A 19,233-nucleotide genomic window follows, 5' to 3' on the forward strand; every position below is an offset into this window, starting at 1 on the left:
GACAATCAAAAAAATCTAGAGCGAGCTTAGCGGGTACGATTAAACGCGAAACGCTCTAGTCTAATCAGTGCTGTTTAGCTGAAAAGAAAAACCCGCCCATTGATCTTACGCAATGAGCGGGTTTTTTCTTAGGATCCCGAATTAATACCTGAATCAAAAAGCGGCAGGCGCAAGCGAAAATGGTGATTTGCGAGCATCGGAACGGAGCGTACAGATAGTACGTGAGTACCGAAGCACAGAAAATTGCCATTTGCAGCCACGCATGGCGACTTTTAGATCAGGTATTTAGTTCCAGTCACGGATATCAACAAAATGCCCCGCCACGGCAGCAGCGGCCGCCATTGCTGGCGACACCAGATGAGTACGGCCTTTAAAGCCCTGACGGCCTTCAAAGTTACGGTTAGAGGTCGATGCGCAACGCTCACCCGGCTTCAGACGATCATCATTCATTGCCAGACACATCGAACAACCCGGCTCACGCCAGTCAAAGCCTGCTTCGATAAAAATCTTATCCAGACCTTCAGCTTCAGCCATTTCTTTTACAAGGCCGGAACCCGGAACAATCATCGCATTAACAGTGGAGGCAACTTTTTTACCTTCAACCATACGTGCTGCATCGCGCAGATCTTCAATACGGCCATTAGTGCAAGAGCCGATAAAGACGCGATCAATCGCAATATCGGTGATCTTGGTGCCAGGTTTCAGATCCATATATTCCAGCGCACGCCATTTCGATGAACGCTTGGTATCATCCTGAATATCATCAGGGTTAGGCACCACATCGGTCACAAAAACCACGTCTTCCGGTGAAGAGCCCCATGTGACAACCGGTGAGATTTCAGCGGCATCAAGGGTCACAATCTTATCGAAATGCGCACCTTCATCTGTGCTCAGAGTCTTCCAGTAAGCCAGAGCCTGCTCAAACTGCTCACCTTTCGGTGCGCGCGGCTTTCCTCGGATATAATCAAAAGTTGTCGCATCCGGTGCGATCAGACCGGCGCGTGCGCCGCCTTCAATCGACATATTACAGACCGTCATACGGCCTTCCATCGTCAAAGAAGTGATTGCATCACCGGCATATTCGATCACATAACCCGTACCGCCGGCGGTGCCGATTTTACCGATAATCGCCAGCGTGATGTCTTTAGCGGTAACACCCGGAGCCAGCTTACCATCCACACGCACCAGCATGTTTTTGGCCTTTTTCTGGATCAGGGTCTGAGTGGCCAGCACATGTTCCACTTCGGATGTACCGATACCATGCGCTAACGAGCCGAAAGCGCCGTGGGTTGAAGTGTGGCTGTCGCCGCAAACAATGGTCATGCCCGGCAGGGTAAAGCCCTGTTCAGGGCCGACAATATGCACAACGCCCTGACGCTTATCACGCTCGGAATAATATTCAACGCCAAACTCAGCCGCATTTTTAGCCAGAGCTTCAACCTGAATACGGCTTTCTTCATTCTTGATGCCGTTGATACGATCTGCCGAAGTCGGCACGTTATGGTCAACAACAGCAAGTGTGCGTTCCGGATGGCGCACTTTGCGGCCAGCCATACGCAGACCTTCAAAAGCCTGAGGGCTGGTCACTTCATGCACAAGATGGCGATCAATATAAAGCAGGCAGGTACCGTCATCCTGCTGATCTACCAGATGATCGTCCCAGATCTTGTCATAGAGTGTACGCGGCGCGCTCATGGCTCTTAGTATCCTTTGCAAGCGTTCTGCGGCCATTACCTCCCGGCAATCACAGGACCACAGAACCGATATGATTATGGTTCATATGCACCCGCTATGCGATTTCGTCAAGAAATGACAAGCGGAACAGGGTGTCGCAGCAAGATTATTACCCAAGCGGCATTTAATCTTTGCAAATAGAAAAAGGGCGACCCTGAGGCCGCCCTTATCAATTGGAATTCAAAAAATCGTAATTTGCAGAAATTATTCTGCAGCAGCCTTTGCAGCAGCATCACGCTCAGCGGCGCGTTTGTCTGCTTCACGTTCTGCTTTCGAACGATTGTCTTTTTTCTCAACGATACGGGCAGCCTTACCGGTAAGACCACGAAGGTAGTAAAGTTTCGCACGACGGACTTTACCGCGACGAACAACTTCAACGCCTTCAACCAGCGGAGAATAAACAGGGAATACGCGCTCTACGCCTTCGCCGTAAGAAATCTTACGAACGGTGAAGCTTTCCTGCAGACCAGCGCCCGAACGACCGATGCAAACGCCTTCGTAAGCCTGTACACGGGTACGTGTACCTTCAGTTACGCGCACGAGAACGCGAACTGTGTCACCGGCGTCGAAATCTGGCAGAACGCGCTTTTCAGCAATCTTTGCAATCTGTTCAGCTTCAAGCTGCTTAATAATGTTCATAGTTTTAATCCTTCTGATTCTTCTCGAACAGTCAGAGCGCTATCACTTGCAAAACAGTCTTTGCCGTCATGCTATGCCGTAAAGGCAGGAGCGGTTTCACTACTCATTGATTTCAGGTCAACGAAAATCGGATTTCAGGAAATCCCGAAATGTGAGGCGGCAATACACCATTACCGCCTGTGAATCAACTCACCTCTGCAAGAAGTTCTGATTCAGTTACGCCCGATACGCCCCAAATGCGTATCCTGAAAAGAGGACGCATATTTCAGCCCGTATCCCAGCATCCGGTCAAAAGCGATATGTGCCGCCCAGATCAGCACATAAGGCCACAGCCACTGCTGTCCTGAGACGTACATCAGCATGCCAAGTGCAGCCACACTCAGGAAGCTGTGACCGGCATTATAAACCAGCGCACCAATACGGCTGCCAAATACATAGCCCGCCATGGTAATGTCAGGCACCAGAAACAACAGCGCAAACCACCACCAGTCGGCACCGCTTTGCGCGTAAAGCCACAAAAAAATCAGAAAAGCAGCTGCATATTCCGCACGCCTCAGAATCTGCATTATTTACTCCTGTTCTGATAAGCCTCCCACAGATCCGGGCGGCGCTCACGGGTTATGCGCTTTGCTTCTTCCAGCCGCCATTGATCGACAGCCTTATGATTACCGGACGTCAGCACAGCCGGAATAGAGCGGCCTTCCCATTCCTGCGGACGGGTATAATGCGGATGCTCCAGCAGGCCGGTTTCAAAACTCTCGGTTTCGCCGGATTCATGATTACCCATGACACCCGGAATCAGGCGGACAATCGCATCAAGCAGTACAATCGCACCGGTCTCGCCGCCGGAGAGAATATAATCCCCGACTGAAACTTCCATCAGATTGCGTGCTTCGATTACGCGCTCATCCACGCCTTCAAAGCGGCCACAGAGAATCACTGCGCCCTCGCCTGCAGCCAGTTCACGCACCAGATCCTGCGTCAGCGGCCTTCCGCGCGGGCTCATCAAGATACGCGGACGGTTATCCTGTTCCAAGCTATCAAGAGCACGCGCCACAACATCCGGCTTCATCACCATACCGGCGCTGCCGCCAGCCGGTGTGTCATCCACCATCCGGTGTTTATCGGGCGCAAAATCCCTGATCTGGACAGTTTCAAGCTGCCATTTATCATCGCGCAAGGCACGGCCAGCCAGCGCAGACCCCAGCGGCCCCGGAAACATTTCAGGATAAAGAGTCAGGACAGATGCTTTGAAACTCATTACCGCGCCCATCCGTCATCGTCAGCCTCAGGCGCGTCCGGCTCATCGCCCTCTTCATCCGCAGATGTGGAACCGTCATCAACGAGACCAGCTGCCAGCGGATCAATCAGAACAGCACCTTTTTCCATCAGAATTTCCGGTACGGAAGCCAGTGTGAACGGAATCAAAACCGGTTTTTTGCCGCTTTCTTTAATCTCCAGAACATCACCGCCACCGAAATTAAACACGGCAGAGACTTTACCATAGGACACGCCTTCACCATCCCGTACAGCAAGGCCGATCAAGTCCATGTAATAAAACTCATCCTCGTCGAGATCCTGCGGCAGTTGCGCATGATCCACGTAAAGCTCTTTGCCGTTCAGTGCTTCCGCCGCATTGCGGTCATCCACACCGGCAAAGCGCACCACGACCACAGTTTTGCTCGGGCGGATCGACAGGATTTCATAGCTTTTGCCGGATGTATCATAGAGCAAACCATAGGAACCCAGATCCAGCGGATCGCCCGTATAAGTTTTAACGCGCACTTCCCCTTTGATGCCATGGGCTGCACCAATAACGGCGAGCTGAACCGGATTATCAAGATTTGCAACCCGCACCGGATTGCTCTTTTTCTGAGAAGACATGAAAAACCTTAAACTGTGGCGGCAACGGTTCCGTAACCTCGCCGTGAGAAACTCTATTTTTATTAAGATAACCGGATTACAGATTCAATCCATGCAAACTGCCAAAACAGAAACCGCAAAAACAGAATTTCTGATAATTGCCGCGCCCGACCTCAATCAGGCACGTCAGGACTGGCTCGGCAGCTTAACCAACAGCCGCAGACTGGCTGCCCATACACTGGATGCCTATGAGCGCGATAGCCGCCAGTTTCTGCAATTCATGACCGGTCATCTGGGTACGCCACCGGCTTTGAAAGATGTCTCAAATCTACGTATTGCAGATCTGCGTTCCTATCTGGCTTCACGCCGCAATGATGGTGCAGGTGCGCGCACTCTCGGGCGTGGTCTTGCCGGCGTGCGCTCGCTGCTGCGCTATCTCGAAAAACAGGGGCTGGCCAATGCAGCCGGTGCCAGTGCCATTCGTGCCCCGCGTCAGCCGAAATCCCTGCCCAAACCTTTGTCGGCTGATGCAGCTTTGCGGGTTGTCAACACACAGCAACAGCTGGCGGAAGAGCCATGGATTGCCGCACGCAATGCCGCTGTGCTTACTTTACTCTATGGCTGCGGCTTGCGTATTTCCGAAGCCCTTGGCCTGACACCGGATGCGGTAGCCGATACAACTGCCCGTTCGCTGACAATTCAGGGTAAAGGCGGCAAAAGCCGTCTTGTACCGCTGCTGCCTGCTGTTCATCAGGCAATTGCCGAATATCGCCGCCTCTGCCCCTTTCATTTGAACGGCACTGCGCCACTGTTTCGCGGTGCTAAAGGTGGTGCACTCCATGCCGGTATCATTCAGCGCGAAATGCAGAAAATGCGCTCCGCGCTAAACCTGCCGGAAACTGCAACACCCCATGCTTTGCGGCATTCTTTTGCCACCCATCTTCTGGCCCGCGGCGGGGATCTGCGCACCATTCAGGAACTGCTCGGCCATGCCAGCCTTTCCACAACGCAGGTCTATACCGGCGTGGATACCGACCGCCTGCTGGAGATTTATGACAAAGCACATCCCCGGGCGCACCCGTGAGCACCATCAATAGCGGCAGAAAATCTCCGATCTTTCTTGACAAGCCGCAGATCAGCAGCGATTGACTTTACCCAAGTGTTTCAAATGGAAGCACCGTCACGAGAAGAAGACGATGCCGAACCAAAATAAAAAAGCTGACCAGACGCATTTGCGCAGTCAGGCCGACGAAATTAAAACCCTCCTGAACCAACGCCCTGTGGTGCTTGTCGGGCTTATGGGGGCGGGAAAATCCACCATCGGCAAGAAAATGGCCGCACTGCTGGATTTGCCGTTTTTCGATCTCGATACGGAAATCGAAAATGTCTCCCGTATGAGCGTTACTGAATTATTTGCCTCCTATGGCGAGCCGGAATTCCGCGATCTTGAACGTCGTGTTATGCAGCGCCTGCTGGAAGGCGGATCAATGATCCTCGCAACCGGCGGCGGCGCTTTCATGAATGAACAGACCCGCGAGAATATTGCTTCTGCCGGTATTTCCGTCTGGCTCAATGCGGAACTGGATGTGCTGATGGAACGCGTATTGCGTCGTCAGGATCGTCCGCTTTTGAAAAATGACGATCCGCGTGCAGTGATGCAGAAGCTGATGACCGAGCGCTATCCGGTCTATGCCACAGCTGATCTGAGCATCATCTCCCGTGATGAAAAACGTGAAGTGATTGCACAGGAAGTCATCACCTTGCTGCTCGATCATTTACGCAAGACCGAACCAAGCCAAGACTAAATCATAATCACGAGTATCTCCCATGACATCTGCCCAGATATCAGCAAGAAACATCACAACCGAAACTGTTCATGTATCGCTGGGAGACCGCTCTTATGACATTCTGATCGGCAGCGGTCTGATTGCCCGCGCCGGTCAGGAAATTGCTGCGCGTCTGCCGGGCATCCGCGCGGCCGTAGTCACCGATGAAAATCTTGCAAGGCTGCATTTACCATCACTGCTGAACGCATTGGAAGCCGCCGGTATTAATGCGACACCGGTTGTGGTTGCAGCGGGTGAAAAATCCAAAGGCTTTGCCACACTTGAAACCGTGACCAATGATATTCTCAAAGCCCGTCTTGAGCGCAGCGATGCCGTGATTGCTCTGGGTGGCGGTGTGATCGGTGATCTCGCCGGTTTCGTTGCCGGTATTGTGCGCCGCGGCATGAATTTCATCCAGATTCCGACTTCATTGCTGGCGCAGGTTGATTCGTCTGTCGGTGGCAAAACCGGCATCAACACCGCTTACGGCAAAAATCTTGTCGGTGTTTTCAACCAGCCGCAACTGGTGCTGGCAGATACAGATATTCTCGACACTCTGAGCAAGCGTGAATTCGCCGCCGGTTATGCGGAAGTTGCCAAATACGGCCTGATCGATCAGCCGGAATTTTTCGCATGGCTGGAAAACAACTGGCAGAATGTCTTTGCTGGCAGTGCAGCACGCCTGCAGGCCATTGCCACATCCTGCCGCGCCAAGGCGGCAGTTGTTGCCCGCGATGAACGTGAAACCGGCGATCGTGCTCTGCTCAATCTCGGCCATACATTCGGTCATGCTCTGGAAACAGCGACCAATTATGATTCTTCACGCCTCGTACATGGTGAAGCCGTTGCCATCGGCATGGTACTGGCACACCAGTTCTCTGCACGTCTCGGCCTGATTTCAGCAGATATTGCCGATCGCGTTGAAGCGCATTTGAAAGCTGTCGGCCTGCCGGTTTCCATGAAAGAAATTGCCGGATTGCCTTCCGCAGATGTGCTGATGGCTTATATTGCACAGGACAAGAAAGTATCTCGCGGTTCGCTCACTTTCATCCTGACCCGCGGTCTCGGCCAGTCTTTCATCGCCAAAGATATCAATGCTGCGGATGTACAGGCTTTCCTGCAGGAAAAACTGGCTTAAAGCTCCGTATCATCAATTCAAAAACCGGTCGCAAAGGAGTTTTGCGGCCGGTTTTTGTTTAAGCCCTTATGGCTTGTGGCACACAATGCCGACGAGCCGCCGTACCAGCGGCAGAACCAGTAACAATACCGGAAATGCCACGATCCACGACACCCCCCATGCGGGCATCCAATGCGTCAGAAGATCAGCCGAAAATCCGAGATTTTTCAGCGTGGCGATCAGCGAGACAACAAAAGTCATCAGCACGGACAGAATAAACGGCATAACAACCGAAATATACCGTGCAGGAAGCTTCGGAAAAGCAGAAACAGAATTGGAGGATTGCATAATTTTATTCCGTAAAATTGCGATCTCACACATACACATCTGTCCTGTGATAACAGGAAGCCGGTGTAAGACCGGAAAAGATGCGTTGCTTAACGTTAGACGCTTACGGAAGAGCCTCTGGCTCACTGCGGCTTCAATAACACCGGATAGCCAGTGAGACAAGCCCAAAATAGCATAGACAAGAGCAACCGCCAAAATGCGATTGCTCCGGCTTAAATAGTCAAGCCTGTTTACGGCTGCGGCGGGTCGGCTCCCCCGGTGCGCTCGGCTCCAGCGCAATAGCATGCAGACCGCTCTGCAATTCTTCATCCAGCTGTGCATTAATCGCACGATGACGGTCAACACGGCTCAGGCCCGTAAATGCCTCTGCCACAATTACAACGCGGTAATGTGTTTCACCGGTACCGTCGAACACTTCCTCATGACCGCCGTCTGTGTGATGATGGCCGGCATGAAGATGACTTTCATTGATGACATCAAGCAACACAGGCTGAAAAGCCTCAGATAGTTTTGCGGTAATCCGCTCTTGGCGCGTCAAAGGAATAGACATTCTGATCTCCTGCCCCCATATAGGGACTATGTTATGTGCATGCGTTACCATTCCGGTATACATAATGCAGCTAAATCCCGATTTCACGTCTGCTTCGACTCTCGGCCCCGCAGGGTTCAGTCATGCATCGTGAAATGTCAATTCTTGTATCATCAGATCTGACCCCGTAATATTGATATCATGGCAACGAATTCAAAATTTTTTGACAGCATCCGTATCCGCTCCCGCAAGGAAGACAAAAAACCGGCTGGCCCGCAGTGCCAGTGGGAAGGATGCGAAGAAACCGGAACACACAAAGCGCCTGCGGGCGGTGCGCGTGAAGGTCTTTATCTGCACTTCTGTCTGGATCACGTCCGCGAATATAATAAAAACTTCAATGCTTTCTCCGGCCTTAGCGATGAGGAAATCGCCAAGTTCCAGAAAAATGCGGCTGTTGGCGACCGTCCGACATGGACAACTACCAAAAACTCCACTTCGCGCCAGTCAGCCCCGCAATTTGCCCGTATGCGTTCAGGCACGGCAGCCTATCACAACAAAATTCGTGATCCGCTGAACCTCTTTGAACAAACACGTGCCCGCGCGGAAGCGGCAACCCCGACCAGACGTCCGCGCCCGCTCGAATCCAAAGCTTTCGCAACGCTCGGCATTGCGGCAAATTCGACCAGCGATGCGATCAAGTCACGCTATAAAGAGCTGGTAAAGCAGCATCATCCGGATGCAAACGGCGGCGATCGCGGTTCAGAAGAACGTTTCCGCGAAGTTGTGCAAGCTTATCAATTGCTAAAGACCGCAGGTTTTTGCTAAACAGGCAAAGACTAAAGCATGCCGCCCGAAAACGGATACCGGTTTTGGGTGAAAGACATGCGGTAAAACAAAGATTATTTGCAGGGAACTAAGGGAAATTACGAAAGCAAAAAACTTTCGTTCCCTGTTAACCTGCCGAAACAACTACACCGGCACAGCACTTCAGACAGTTTCAGCAAAAACCGGAACTGTTTGTGCCGGAAGAACTGAGCCAAGACGAACTGAAAGCGATAGAGGGATTTTCCGCTGCACGAAAAGGGAAAGGCTCTCTGAACATATGATGATACAGCGGCATGCAGGCGCCGCTCAGGAGGCATGATGAGCAAGGTTGATCTCGACATAACCAATATGCCGGACACAACTGTATCGGTGCGTGACGTGTTCGGGATTGATTCCGATATGATCGTGCCCGCTTACAGCAAAAAAGATCCGCATGTACCGGATGCAGATCCGGATTATATTTTTGACCGCCAGACAACCTTGGCGATTCTCGCCGGCTTTGCCTATAACCGCCGCGTTATGGTTTCCGGCTATCACGGCACCGGTAAATCCACCCATATTGAACAGGTTGCAGCCCGTCTGAACTGGCCTTGCGTTCGTATCAATCTCGACAGCCATGTCAGCCGTATTGATCTGATCGGTAAAGATGCCATCGTTGTAAAAGACGGTATGCAGGTTACCGAATTCAAAGACGGTATTCTGCCATGGGCCTATCAGAACAATGTCGCTCTGGTGTTCGACGAATATGATGCCGGTCGTCCGGATGTGATGTTCGTTATCCAGCGTGTTCTGGAAGCGTCCGGCCGTCTGACGCTGCTCGATCAGAGCCGCGTTATCAATCCGCATCCGGCATTCCGCATTTTTGCGACTGCTAACACTGTTGGTCTCGGTGACACCACCGGTCTTTACCACGGCACTCAGCAGATCAATCAGGCGCAGATGGACCGTTGGTCGATCGTCACTACGCTGAACTATCTGCCGCATGACAATGAAGTTGAGATCATTCTCGCCAAATCCAAGCATTACCAGAATGCGGAAGGCCGTGAGATCGTCTCGAAAATGGTTCGCGTTGCCGATATGACCCGTCAGGCTTTCATCAATGGCGACCTGTCGACCGTTATGAGCCCGCGTACTGTGATTACATGGTCTGAAAATGCCAATATTTTCACAGATGTCGGCTTTGCATTCCGCTTAACCTTCCTGAACAAATGCGACGAGCTGGAACGCCCGATTGTTGCAGAGTTCTACCAGCGGGCTTTCGGACAGGAACTGCCTGAATCCGCAGTTAATGTCGTGCTTGCATAAATGAACACAACGACCCCGTTTTTCGCGGGGTCGTTCTCGCTTCATTATGACAGCGAAGTAAGGTTAAGTTTTTCTGATATAAGGCAGTTTCATCATGGCAGGCCCCGGCGATAACACACGCGAACGTCCTAAAGGTCCGGTCGATTCCGAACCTTTCAAACGCGCGGTCACAGCCTGTGTGCGTGCAATCGCCGGCAGCAATGAATTTGAGGTCGGCTTCAGCCATGACCGTCCGGCTCTGACCGGCAATCATGCCCGCCTGCCGGATCTGCCGAAGCGTCCGACAGCAGAAGATATTTCCATCATCCGTGGTCTTGGTGACTCTATGGCGCTGCGTCATGCGCGGCATGATCCGCGCATTCATGCGCAGCTTGCGCCGCAGGGCCAGCAGGCACGCGCTATCTATGATGCCGTAGAACAGGCACGCGTTGAAGCTATCGGCGCTCTGGCTATGGAAGGCGTGGCAAGTAATTTGTCAGCCATGCTGGCTGACAAATACAGCCGCGCCAATTATTCCGCAATTACATCGCGCGACGATGCTCCGATTGAAGAAGCAATCTCCCTTCTGGTTCGTGAAAAACTCACCGGCTACCGTCCGCCTGTACAGGCGGGCAATGTGGTTGAGCTGTGGCGCGACTGGATTGAAGACAAAATCGGTGACCGCCTCGAAACGCTCAGTGACCGTCTGAACAGCCAGCAGGATTATGCCCGTCTGGTGCGTGAAATGCTGGTTGCGCTGGATATGGCTGAGGAACTGGCCGAACCATCTGAGAGCGATGACGAGGATAGCCAGCAGGAAGAACAGGCTGATCCGGAAGAATCGCAGGAAGGTGCATCGGAAGAAGATGCAGAAAACCAGTCCGGCGACGGTGACAGTTCTGAAGATACCAATGATGACCGTGAGCGCGGTGATCTGGAAGCTGAAGATGCTGCCTATGAAGATGCAGATGACGGTGAAGAGGAAGATGCGGAAACACCGGGCGAAGCGCGCCGGTCTAACCAGCCGTTTTCCGATTTCGACAAGCATAATGACTATAAAGTTTTCACCCGTGAATTTGACGAGATCGTAGAAGCAACCGATCTTTGCGATGATGCTGAACTGGATCGTCTGCGTGGTTTCCTCGACAAGCAGCTGGCGAATTTGCAGGGTGTTGTCGGACGCCTTGCCAACCGTCTGCAGCGCCGCCTGATGGCGCAGCAGAACCGCTCATGGCTGTTTGATCTGGAAGAAGGTCATCTCGACAGCGCCAAACTGGTGCGTGTGGTGATTGACCCGACCCAGCCACTTTCTTTCAAAACCGAACGCGACACCAATTTCCGCGATACGGTTGTGAGCCTGATTATCGACAATTCCGGCTCGATGCGCGGACGCCCGATTACAGTGGCTGCCACCTGCGCCGATATTCTGGCGCGTACGCTGGAGCGTTGCGGCGTGAAGGTTGAGATTCTCGGCTTTACCACCAAGGCATGGAAAGGTGGCCAGTCACGTGAAGCATGGCTGGATCGCGGCAAACCTGCCCAGCCGGGCCGCCTCAATGATCTGCGCCATATCGTTTATAAAGGCGCTGACGCACCTTGGCGGCGTGCACGGCGCAATCTCGGCCTGATGATGCGTGAAGGCTTGCTGAAAGAGAATATCGACGGTGAAGCGCTGATGTGGGCACATAACCGTCTGCTCGGCCGCCCTGAACAGCGCAAAATCCTGATGGTGATTTCTGACGGTGCGCCGGTTGATGATTCGACCCTGTCGGTTAATCCGGGCAATTATCTGGAACGCCATCTGCGCGCCGTGATTGACGAGATTGAAAATCGCTCACCGATTGAACTGATTGCGATTGGTATCGGCCATGACGTAACCCGCTACTATCAGCGCGCTGTGACAATTGTTGATGCGGAAGAACTGGCCGGTGCCATGACTGAACAGCTCGCCTCGCTGTTTGACGATCAGGACCAGCCGAAAGGCCGGACAGCACGGCGCTGATTTGCAAAGCTGAATGAAAAAGCCTCCCAGGGATGATCTCTTCGGGAGGCTTTTTTTTGATGTGCTTTTTTGATGGCTTGTTCTGCAAACGCTTACCGGATAGCCGGTTTAGTAGCGTCGGATTTACCTGCGCCATAAATTGACGGGGCAAACAGTGCCAGAATCGCCCCGTAAGGCACCAGCATCACGACACTCATCAGAACCTTGATACCAAAGTCACCAAGCGCCAGTGACAGCCACAGCGGCATTGTCAGACCGAACCACTGCACCTGATCGGTCATGGAGCTGTCAGCCAGTCCGAAAGCCGTATCAAGCATGCTGAACGGTGCCGCAAAAGCCAGCGAGAAGAACAGGATCGTATCCAGCACAGAACCGCAAAGTGCTGCTGCCAGCGGTGCTTTCCACCAGCGCAGACGACGTAAGCGACTGAACACACTGATATCCAGTAATTGTGCAAACAGAAACGCACTTCCTGAGGCCACAGCAAGGCGCGGACTTGCAAGCCAGATCGACATGATCACACCCAGCGCGAAACCGGCATAAACCACCTGACGGGCACGCTGGGGGCCAAAGCGGCGATTGGTCAGATCATTGACCAGAAAGGCAAACGGATAGGTAAAAGCGCCATAAGTGAGAATTTCCTGCAATCCCAGATAATGCACGGGATATTGCACAAGGATATTGGAAGCGGCGACAGCCGCACACATGGCCAGAACGGGAAAAATCAACGCTTTAATAGCGGAATTATGCTGTAGAGGCATTTTTTTATCCTGGGTAATGGAACCAGCAAAAAGGCCGGACGAACCGGCCTTTAGCAAAACTAAATTCAGCCGTGAAAGCTATTAAGCAGCAGCTTCGGCCAGTTTCTTGGCAACCTGACGCTTCAGCAGACGTGCGCGCTGTGACAGTTCATTGTCAGAAGCTTTCGCAAGGAATGCATCCAGACCACCGCGATGCTCAACAGTACGCAGCGCATGCGCAGTAACGCGCAGACGATAGCTCTGGCCCATTGCATCGGACATCAGGGTTACATTGCAAAGATTTGGCAAATAACGGCGACGCGACTTGTTGTTCGCATGGCTTACATTGTTGCCGTAGAGGACCGCTTTACCGGTCAGTTCACAAGCGCGGGACATTGGTCTCACCTTCAAAATTCTGTTTCAGGCCCCGGCACAAATATCCGATACCGTCTTCGCTACTATCATAATCAATCCGTGATTGATATGTCGCGGCGCGCAATATCGGACAGCGGCCCATTGGGAAAGTCGGGTTTCTATAGTGAAAGCAGCCCTTCCCGTCAAGCCGTTTCAAGCTGATTACGGGTTCAATTGCAGGAATGACAAGGAATTGACTGTCATTGACTGCATTTTGCCGCTTTTATCATACAAATAGCGGGCACAAAAGTCACCTGTTCTGCATTTTCAGACTGGGTGCTGCACATTATCCGCTCAGGTGAGTCTCAGGGAGATCTGAATGATGTTTACGGACAAGGCTGCAAGAATCCATACCGCAACCGGTCAGAACCGGATATTTGCAGCAGCAATTCTCACGGCCCTCTCCGTAATGCCCGCTACTGCTTTTGCCGCTGATTCCGGCTACCGCACGGAATATGGTATTTCCGTTTTCGGCATAACAATCGCGCGTTCTGAACTGAACACCAGAATCACGAATAATGCTTACGCACTTGACGGAAGTTTTCACAGCTCCGGTGTTGCCCGTATTTTTGACAGTACCAAAGGCTCCATCACCATTAATGGCAATATGCGCAAGCAAGGTGCTGCTGCCGCTGTTCAGCCCGTTTCTTATCTCACCACCTATCGAAGCGGTAAAAAGCACAAACGCACAGCCATCAGCTTCAGGAGCGGCTCTGTCAGTGCTTTCGATAATCAGCCGCCGATCCGGAAAAATGATCCGTGGGTAGAAACCCGCCCGGATGATCTGAAAAATGTTTTTGATCCGATCAGCGCAATGATGATTACCAGCCCCACTGCTGCTGCAGTCTGTAACCGGACATTACAAATCTTTGACGGGCAGACGCGCGCGCAGATCCGGTTAAGTCCGGCGGGAACTGAGGCGTTTTCGGTGAAAGGTTTTGACGGCACTGCAATCACCTGCAATGCTAAATTTGTCCCTGTCTCCGGCTATGAGAAAGACAAGAAATCCGTGCGCTATCTGGCGGACAAAAGCAAAATCACCATCAGTTTCGCCTCGCTGAATACTGATCAGCAGGGTGCAGGAATTTACGCCCCTGTGGCCGCCAGTGTCGGTACACAAATCGGAACTGTTAAAGTCCGCGCAACACGTTTTGAGCAGACGAAATGATTAACGCAATGCCCAGAGGGTCAATTATTCGCCCAACAGCTTATGGATACGATCAATATACTGTTTGCCGAAAGTGACATGCGCCGGATTGATACCTTTTAATTCATCAACAAGCTGTTCTTCATTTTCAGCTTCCACGGCGCTTACACTGCTGACCAGAGCGAAATAGCCGTAAATATAATCCTGCGCGGTCAGTCCGTGTTTTTCGAGCACAGCCATCACTTTCGGCTGCTTTTCAATGCGGGCAGCCAGCGCCTTTGGTGAATGATCGCCGGTACCGGCCTCATAATCACCACTACCGGACATATCCATCGTGTTGAGCTCGGCTTGTGCAGCTTCCATCTTAGTCAGAAATTTTTCATCAAGCGGGTAATTGTTCACTTCCGCCGGCACTTCCGGTTTGGCCACTTCAGAAAAACTCTGCGCAAATGCTGCGTTGGTGGTCAAAGGCATAACAGCGAAAAAACCCGCTGCGAGAAAAGAACCGGCGATAAATGTAGCCGGACGGCGGAACAGACAAATCATACTATACCTTTGCCTCAAACGGCTTTTGTCAAAAATGATCTTTGCGTTTACGCAGTTCCGCAAAAACCTGCAACTCGCTGGCATCTTCCATCCCAAGCTGTTTGCGCACTGCGCTGTCATGCGTACGTAAAAACGGATTAGTCGCCATTTCAAGCCCGATACTGGTCGGCAGGGTCGGCAGACCTTCTGCCCGCAGCCGCTCAATCTCACGGCCACGCTCTTTCAGTGCCGGATTGGTACCGTCAACATCGAGCGCGAAACGCAGATTATTCAGCGTATATTCGTGTCCGCAATAGACTTTTGTATCAACCGGCAGCAAAGCCAGCTTCTGCAGCGATGCATACATATCTGCCGGTGTGCCTTCAAACAGGCGGCCACAACCCAGAGCGAATAATGTGTCTCCCGTAAAAGCAACTTTTGCCTGCGGCAGATAATAACTCACCTCTCCCGCCGTATGACCGGGCGTAGAAATCACCTGCACTTCAAACGAGCCGAACTGAAACCTGTCACCGTCTTTAACACCGCGATCCGCGCCCGGAATCTTTTCCGCTGCGGGTCCTGTGATCTGTGCACCATAGATGCGTTTCAATGCTTCATTCGCGTCCACATGATCAAGGTGATGATGGGTCGTAAAAATATAATCGAGCTTCCAGCCGCGACGTGCCAAAGCCGAACGGATTGCCAGTTCTTCCGGCGCATCAATTGATGCTGTCAGCCCCGTTTCCGGATCATGAATCAGAACGCCGAAATTATCTTCGCGACAATAGAACTGTTCAATTTCAAGACGAGCCATCCGTTTCGCTCCCGCTTATTTTTTATTCACTGATGCGGCGTCATCTTCTGCGCCCCATGGCACCAGAGAATGTTTTTTAATCAGTGGCAGCTGGAACATTGTAAAAGCAATGGTTAGCGGCATGACGCCCCACACTTTGAATGTGACCCATGTATCGGTCGGGAAATTCCGCCATACAACTTCATTAATCACAGCCAGCACGAAGAAAAACAAACCCCAGCGCAATGTCAGCTTACGCCAGCCTTCCGCATCCAGCTTGAAAGCCTGATCGAAGACATAGCCGAGCAAGGCTTTGCCAAACAGCAAGCCGCCCAGCAGAATCGCACCGAACAGGCTGTTAACAATGGTTGGTTTCATTTTTATGAAAGTGTCATTGTGCAGCCACAGCGTCAGAGCACCGAAAACCAGCACGACAATACCCGAAACCAGCGGCATGATCGGCAGACTGCGTGTCATGATCCATGATACAACCAGCGCAATCACCGTAGCGGCCATGAACAAGGCTGTCGCAATAAAAATCGGCTGGCCGATCTGTGCCAGAACAGGAAAACGCTCCACCAGCCATTCGCCGCGCGAATTGGCAAAAAAGAACACCAGCAAAGGCCCGAGTTCCAGTGCCAGCTTTAACAGCGGCGGGACTTCTTTACGCTGCGGGTCAGACGGGTCGCGTTCAAAAATCTGATCGTTCATCGTGCTTCTCCCGCAATTGCTCCGGCAAAATCCTGTGCCGTAAACGGCTCAAGATCATCAATCTGTTCACCGACACCAACAAAATAGACCGGCAATTTATGTTTGGCGGCAATCGCCACCAGAATACCACCACGGGCGGAACCATCGAGCTTGGTCATTACCAAACCGTTCACACCGGCAATATTCTTGAAAATCTCTACCTGACTAAGCGCATTCTGACCGGTGGTGGCATCGAGTGTCTGCAATACTGTATGTGGTGCTTCCGGATCATGCTTGCCAAGCACGCGCACGATCTTCGCAAGCTCATCCATCAGCTCGGCTTTGTTCTGCAAGCGCCCTGCCGTATCAATAATCAGCACATCGCTGCCGGCATCTTTGGCCTGCTGCCATGCGTCATATGCCAGACCTGCCGCATCAGCACCAAGCTTTGAGGAGACGACCGGTGAGCCGGTGCGCTCGCCCCAGATATGCAATTGTTCAATCGCTGCCGCGCGGAATGTATCACCGGCAGCCAGCATCACTTTCAATCCGCCTGCAGTCAGCTTCGCCGCCAGCTTGCCGATGGTTGTGGTTTTACCGGTACCATTAACGCCAACGACAAGAATGACATGCGGTTTATGGGACAGATCAAGCTCAAGGGGTTTTGCCACGGGCACCAGAACTTTTTCGATCTCGGAGCGCATAATGCGGCGCACTTCATCAGTCGAAATATCTTTGCCATAGCGGCCGGATGACAGGCTGTCAGTGATACGCATCGCAGTTTCCAGACCAAGATCGGCCTGAATCAGCACATCTTCCAATTCCTGAAGTGTGTCTTCATCCAGTTTGCGCTTGGTGAAAATGCCGCCAATAGAATCGCCCAGCTGTTGTGAAGAGCGCGACAAACCGCTGCGCAGCCGCTCAAACCATGACTGTTTCTTTTCCGGCTCAGCTTCGACAACAACCGGTTCCTGTTTTGCTTCAACCGCTTTGCTGACTGTCACTTTCACCGGTTTTGGCGCAGGAACCACTTCCGCATCAGCATCGGTAATTTCAGGCTCGGTTTCAGGATAGACCGGTGCCAGTTCAATCGTTGCCGGATCAGCGATGACCGGCTGGGAAAGCAGTTCTTCCACCTTTTCCAGAAAAGTCTCGTGAGGCGGCTCTTCCGTCTGCAGCTTCTCTTCAAGGTCGGTCTCATCCGGCTCCGGCGTATCATAAACCGGTGTCAGTTCAATCGTCGCCGGATCAGCGATAACCGGCTGGGAAAGCAGCTCTTCGATCTTTTCCAGCATAGTCTCATGATGAGGTTCAACACGAGCATGTTCTGCTGCAACCGGTGCGCCCTCTTCTGCTAAAGGCGACAGAACTTCCTCTGACGGAGCGGAAGAAGCCTCTTCCTTTTTGCCGAAAGAAAAAATCTTTTTTATAAAACCCATAGCCATGAATACAGCGCTTCTTATTTCGAATGATAATTAGATATTTTGCGGAACAGCCAGCAGCTTGTCACCATCATGACCGGAGATCACGCGGCTGACAATCTGTCCGGCGCTCAGATCGTCCGTATTCAGCCCTGCCAGTGTAAAGCCTTCAGTCCGGCCCAATCCATCCCGCTCCACGAGAATATTCTGCACAGTGCCTTTGAGGCTTTCCAGATGCAAGCGATAAGCTGCATCACCGGCAACACGCAGACGGGCAGCCCGTTCCTTGATCACTTCACGACGCAATTGCGGCATGCGCGCGGCAGGCGTGCCTTCACGCGGACTGTAAGGGAAAACATGCAAATGGCTGAGGCCACATTCTTCCACAATACGGATAGAATTCTGGAACATCTCTTCCGTTTCAGTAGGGAAACCGGCGATAATATCCGCACCAAACACCGCATCAGGCCGCAGTTTACGCACATCCTCACAGAAACGGATGGAGTCATCACGCAAATGACGGCGTTTCATCCGCTTGAGGATCATATTATCCCCTGACTGCAATGAGAGATGCAGATGCGGCATCAGGCGTTTTTCATTGGCCAGTGCTTCCATCAGGTCTTCGTCCGCCTCAATCGAGTCGATCGAAGACAAGCGCAAACGCTGCAAATCCGGCACCTGAGACAAAACGGTTTTCACCAGCTTGCCAAGGCGTAAATTCCCCGGCAGATCAGGCCCGTAGGAGGTCATATCAACGCCGGTCAGCACCACTTCCGCATAGCCGTTACCGACCAGTCTCTTGACCTGCTCAACCACACCGCCCATCGGGACAGAGCGGGAATTACCACGGCCATAAGGAATAATACAGAAAGTGCAGCGATGATCACAGCCGTTCTGTACCTGCACAAAGGCACGGGCACGGCCCTCAATAGCGTCCACCATATGGCTGGCGGTTTCACGCACTTCCATAATATCGTTGACGCGCACCTTCTCGAACTGGTTCACACCAAAATCCGGCAGCATACGGTAGGAATTGGATTTCAGTTTTTCTTCATTGCCGAGCACGAGATCAACTTCGTCCATCGCCGCGAAATCATCGGCACCGGTCTGCGCCGCACAACCGGTTACGATAATACGGGCTTCCGGATTGTCACGACGTGCTTTACGGATCGCCTGACGGGCCTGACGCACCGCTTCCGCCGTGACTGCACATGTGTTGAAAATAATCGCGCCGTTTTCCAATGTGCCGAGACCGGCCTCATCAGCTTCGCGTTTCATCACTTCGGATTCATAAGTATTCAGCCGGCAGCCGAATGTTACAACCTCAACCGCCATA

20 protein-coding genes and 1 pseudogene are annotated in these 19,233 nt (G+C 52.3%); 7 read left to right on the top strand and 14 right to left on the bottom strand.

Annotated features, from left to right (window positions below):
• Positions 1–285 precede the first annotated feature (285 nt).
• The 5 genes from leuC to rimM form a co-directional block, all read right to left on the bottom strand.
• Complete coding sequence (gene leuC, locus HBA93_RS07950; RefSeq protein ID WP_121992194.1) at positions 286–1,695, bottom strand: 3-isopropylmalate dehydratase large subunit; 1,410 nt, start codon at positions 1,693–1,695, stop codon at positions 286–288.
• 243 nt (positions 1,696–1,938) lie between these two features.
• Positions 1,939–2,373 carry a 50S ribosomal protein L19 gene (gene rplS / locus HBA93_RS07955; protein ID WP_022709749.1) on the bottom strand — a complete coding sequence of 145 codons (435 nt, stop codon included), beginning with the start codon at positions 2,371–2,373 and terminating at the stop codon, positions 1,939–1,941.
• 212 nt (positions 2,374–2,585) lie between these two features.
• Complete coding sequence (locus tag HBA93_RS07960) at positions 2,586–2,939, bottom strand: DUF4260 domain-containing protein (protein WP_221722929.1); 354 nt, start codon at positions 2,937–2,939, stop codon at positions 2,586–2,588.
• Positions 2,939–3,634 (bottom strand): tRNA (guanosine(37)-N1)-methyltransferase TrmD, encoded by a 696-nt coding sequence (trmD, locus tag HBA93_RS07965; protein ID WP_221722930.1) that lies wholly within the window; start codon positions 3,632–3,634, stop codon positions 2,939–2,941. Before trmD ends, HBA93_RS07960 begins: the two co-directional genes overlap by 1 nt.
• A complete protein-coding gene (gene rimM / locus HBA93_RS07970; protein WP_221722931.1) occupies positions 3,634–4,257 on the bottom strand; it encodes a ribosome maturation factor RimM in 624 nt (207 codons plus the stop codon). Before rimM ends, trmD begins: the two co-directional genes overlap by 1 nt.
• 91 nt (positions 4,258–4,348) lie before the next feature.
• On the opposite strand from rimM, the gene HBA93_RS07975 reads away from it, so the two are divergent.
• The 3 genes from HBA93_RS07975 (at position 4,349) to aroB (ending at position 7,200) form a co-directional block, all read left to right on the top strand.
• Entirely contained in the window at positions 4,349–5,320 is a 972-nt protein-coding gene (locus tag HBA93_RS07975; RefSeq protein ID WP_221722932.1) for a tyrosine recombinase XerC, read from the top strand.
• Positions 5,321–5,432: 112 nt separating this feature from the next.
• Positions 5,433–6,041, top strand: coding sequence for a shikimate kinase (locus HBA93_RS07980; protein ID WP_121992190.1), 609 nt, complete (start codon positions 5,433–5,435; stop codon positions 6,039–6,041).
• 22 nt (positions 6,042–6,063) lie between these two features.
• Positions 6,064–7,200 carry a 3-dehydroquinate synthase gene (aroB, locus tag HBA93_RS07985; protein ID WP_221722933.1) on the top strand — a complete coding sequence of 379 codons (1,137 nt, stop codon included), beginning with the start codon at positions 6,064–6,066 and terminating at the stop codon, positions 7,198–7,200.
• Between the two features lie 66 nt (positions 7,201–7,266).
• Here the strand turns inward: aroB and HBA93_RS07990 are convergent, their stop codons facing one another.
• Both HBA93_RS07990 and HBA93_RS07995 read right to left on the bottom strand, forming a co-directional pair.
• Positions 7,267–7,527: a DUF2798 domain-containing protein gene (locus HBA93_RS07990; protein ID WP_221722934.1), complete on the bottom strand. Its 261-nt coding sequence runs from the start codon at positions 7,525–7,527 to the stop codon at positions 7,267–7,269.
• A gap of 220 nt (positions 7,528–7,747) precedes the next feature.
• Positions 7,748–8,077 carry a BolA family protein gene (locus tag HBA93_RS07995; RefSeq protein WP_113943822.1) on the bottom strand — a complete coding sequence of 110 codons (330 nt, stop codon included), beginning with the start codon at positions 8,075–8,077 and terminating at the stop codon, positions 7,748–7,750.
• A 180-nt stretch (positions 8,078–8,257) separates the two neighbouring features.
• Between HBA93_RS07995 and HBA93_RS08000 the strand changes: the two genes are divergently transcribed.
• From HBA93_RS08000 to cobT, 3 genes are all read left to right on the top strand, one after another.
• On the top strand, positions 8,258–8,881 hold the full coding sequence (locus tag HBA93_RS08000; protein ID WP_022709758.1) for a J domain-containing protein: 624 nt from the start codon (positions 8,258–8,260) through the stop codon (positions 8,879–8,881).
• A 318-nt stretch (positions 8,882–9,199) separates the two neighbouring features.
• A complete protein-coding gene (gene cobS / locus HBA93_RS08005; protein WP_121992188.1) occupies positions 9,200–10,186 on the top strand; it encodes a cobaltochelatase subunit CobS in 987 nt (328 codons plus the stop codon).
• Positions 10,187–10,280: 94 nt separating this feature from the next.
• Entirely contained in the window at positions 10,281–12,167 is a 1,887-nt protein-coding gene (gene cobT, locus HBA93_RS08010) for a cobaltochelatase subunit CobT (RefSeq protein WP_121992187.1), read from the top strand.
• Positions 12,168–12,259: 92 nt separating this feature from the next.
• On the opposite strand, the gene HBA93_RS08015 is transcribed toward cobT, so the two are convergent.
• Both HBA93_RS08015 and rpmB read right to left on the bottom strand, forming a co-directional pair.
• Positions 12,260–12,928: a VUT family protein gene (locus HBA93_RS08015; RefSeq protein ID WP_286201814.1), complete on the bottom strand. Its 669-nt coding sequence runs from the start codon at positions 12,926–12,928 to the stop codon at positions 12,260–12,262.
• A gap of 81 nt (positions 12,929–13,009) precedes the next feature.
• The gene (gene rpmB / locus HBA93_RS08020) at positions 13,010–13,303 is read right to left on the bottom strand and encodes a 50S ribosomal protein L28 (RefSeq protein ID WP_022712289.1); all 294 of its coding nucleotides are present in this window, start codon (positions 13,301–13,303) and stop codon (positions 13,010–13,012) included.
• A 337-nt stretch (positions 13,304–13,640) separates the two neighbouring features.
• Here rpmB and HBA93_RS08025 point away from each other — a divergent pair, with 337 nt between their 5' ends.
• Positions 13,641–14,489 carry a DUF3108 domain-containing protein gene (locus HBA93_RS08025; protein ID WP_221722935.1) on the top strand — a complete coding sequence of 283 codons (849 nt, stop codon included), beginning with the start codon at positions 13,641–13,643 and terminating at the stop codon, positions 14,487–14,489.
• Between the two features lie 24 nt (positions 14,490–14,513).
• Here the strand turns inward: HBA93_RS08025 and HBA93_RS24130 are convergent, their stop codons facing one another.
• The 5 genes and pseudogenes from HBA93_RS24130 to mtaB form a co-directional block, all read right to left on the bottom strand.
• Positions 14,514–15,014: a hypothetical protein gene (locus HBA93_RS24130; protein ID WP_286201815.1), complete on the bottom strand. Its 501-nt coding sequence runs from the start codon at positions 15,012–15,014 to the stop codon at positions 14,514–14,516.
• Between the two features lie 28 nt (positions 15,015–15,042).
• On the bottom strand, positions 15,043–15,807 hold the full coding sequence (gene gloB, locus HBA93_RS08035; protein WP_122093016.1) for a hydroxyacylglutathione hydrolase: 765 nt from the start codon (positions 15,805–15,807) through the stop codon (positions 15,043–15,045).
• A gap of 15 nt (positions 15,808–15,822) precedes the next feature.
• Entirely contained in the window at positions 15,823–16,497 is a 675-nt protein-coding gene (locus HBA93_RS08040; RefSeq protein ID WP_221722936.1) for a septation protein A, read from the bottom strand.
• Positions 16,494–17,555 (bottom strand): annotated as a pseudogene (gene ftsY, locus HBA93_RS08045) (signal recognition particle-docking protein FtsY); the annotation flags it as partial. The gene HBA93_RS08040 and the pseudogene ftsY, both read right to left, overlap by 4 nt.
• A gap of 396 nt (positions 17,556–17,951) precedes the next feature.
• On the bottom strand, positions 17,952–19,232 hold the full coding sequence (gene mtaB / locus HBA93_RS08050) for a tRNA (N(6)-L-threonylcarbamoyladenosine(37)-C(2))-methylthiotransferase MtaB (protein WP_121992182.1): 1,281 nt from the start codon (positions 19,230–19,232) through the stop codon (positions 17,952–17,954).
• Position 19,233: the final 1 nt, after the last annotated feature.

The sequence above is a fragment of the Ochrobactrum sp. SFR4 genome (assembly GCF_019730395.1).
GTDB lineage: Bacteria > Pseudomonadota > Alphaproteobacteria > Rhizobiales > Rhizobiaceae > Pseudochrobactrum.

Excerpts from the sequence above, each read along its gene's own strand:
- leuC (WP_121992194.1), bottom strand. The coding sequence starts at position 1,695 with ATGAGCGCGCCGCGTACACTCTATGACAAGATCTGGGACGATCATCTG.
- rplS (WP_022709749.1), bottom strand. The coding sequence starts at position 2,373 with ATGAACATTATTAAGCAGCTTGAAGCTGAACAGATTGCAAAGATTGCT.
- HBA93_RS07960 (WP_221722929.1), bottom strand. The coding sequence starts at position 2,939 with ATGCAGATTCTGAGGCGTGCGGAATATGCAGCTGCTTTTCTGATTTTT.
- trmD (WP_221722930.1), bottom strand. The coding sequence starts at position 3,634 with ATGAGTTTCAAAGCATCTGTCCTGACTCTTTATCCTGAAATGTTTCCG.
- rimM (WP_221722931.1), bottom strand. The coding sequence starts at position 4,257 with ATGTCTTCTCAGAAAAAGAGCAATCCGGTGCGGGTTGCAAATCTTGAT.
- HBA93_RS07975 (WP_221722932.1), top strand. The coding sequence starts at position 4,349 with ATGCAAACTGCCAAAACAGAAACCGCAAAAACAGAATTTCTGATAATT.
- HBA93_RS07980 (WP_121992190.1), top strand. The coding sequence starts at position 5,433 with ATGCCGAACCAAAATAAAAAAGCTGACCAGACGCATTTGCGCAGTCAG.
- aroB (WP_221722933.1), top strand. The coding sequence starts at position 6,064 with ATGACATCTGCCCAGATATCAGCAAGAAACATCACAACCGAAACTGTT.
- HBA93_RS07990 (WP_221722934.1), bottom strand. The coding sequence starts at position 7,527 with ATGCAATCCTCCAATTCTGTTTCTGCTTTTCCGAAGCTTCCTGCACGG.
- HBA93_RS07995 (WP_113943822.1), bottom strand. The coding sequence starts at position 8,077 with ATGTCTATTCCTTTGACGCGCCAAGAGCGGATTACCGCAAAACTATCT.
- HBA93_RS08000 (WP_022709758.1), top strand. The coding sequence starts at position 8,258 with ATGGCAACGAATTCAAAATTTTTTGACAGCATCCGTATCCGCTCCCGC.
- cobS (WP_121992188.1), top strand. The coding sequence starts at position 9,200 with ATGAGCAAGGTTGATCTCGACATAACCAATATGCCGGACACAACTGTA.
- cobT (WP_121992187.1), top strand. The coding sequence starts at position 10,281 with ATGGCAGGCCCCGGCGATAACACACGCGAACGTCCTAAAGGTCCGGTC.
- HBA93_RS08015 (WP_286201814.1), bottom strand. The coding sequence starts at position 12,928 with ATGCCTCTACAGCATAATTCCGCTATTAAAGCGTTGATTTTTCCCGTT.
- rpmB (WP_022712289.1), bottom strand. The coding sequence starts at position 13,303 with ATGTCCCGCGCTTGTGAACTGACCGGTAAAGCGGTCCTCTACGGCAAC.
- HBA93_RS08025 (WP_221722935.1), top strand. The coding sequence starts at position 13,641 with ATGATGTTTACGGACAAGGCTGCAAGAATCCATACCGCAACCGGTCAG.
- HBA93_RS24130 (WP_286201815.1), bottom strand. The coding sequence starts at position 15,014 with ATGATTTGTCTGTTCCGCCGTCCGGCTACATTTATCGCCGGTTCTTTT.
- gloB (WP_122093016.1), bottom strand. The coding sequence starts at position 15,807 with ATGGCTCGTCTTGAAATTGAACAGTTCTATTGTCGCGAAGATAATTTC.
- HBA93_RS08040 (WP_221722936.1), bottom strand. The coding sequence starts at position 16,497 with ATGAACGATCAGATTTTTGAACGCGACCCGTCTGACCCGCAGCGTAAA.
- mtaB (WP_121992182.1), bottom strand. The coding sequence starts at position 19,232 with ATGGCGGTTGAGGTTGTAACATTCGGCTGCCGGCTGAATACTTATGAA.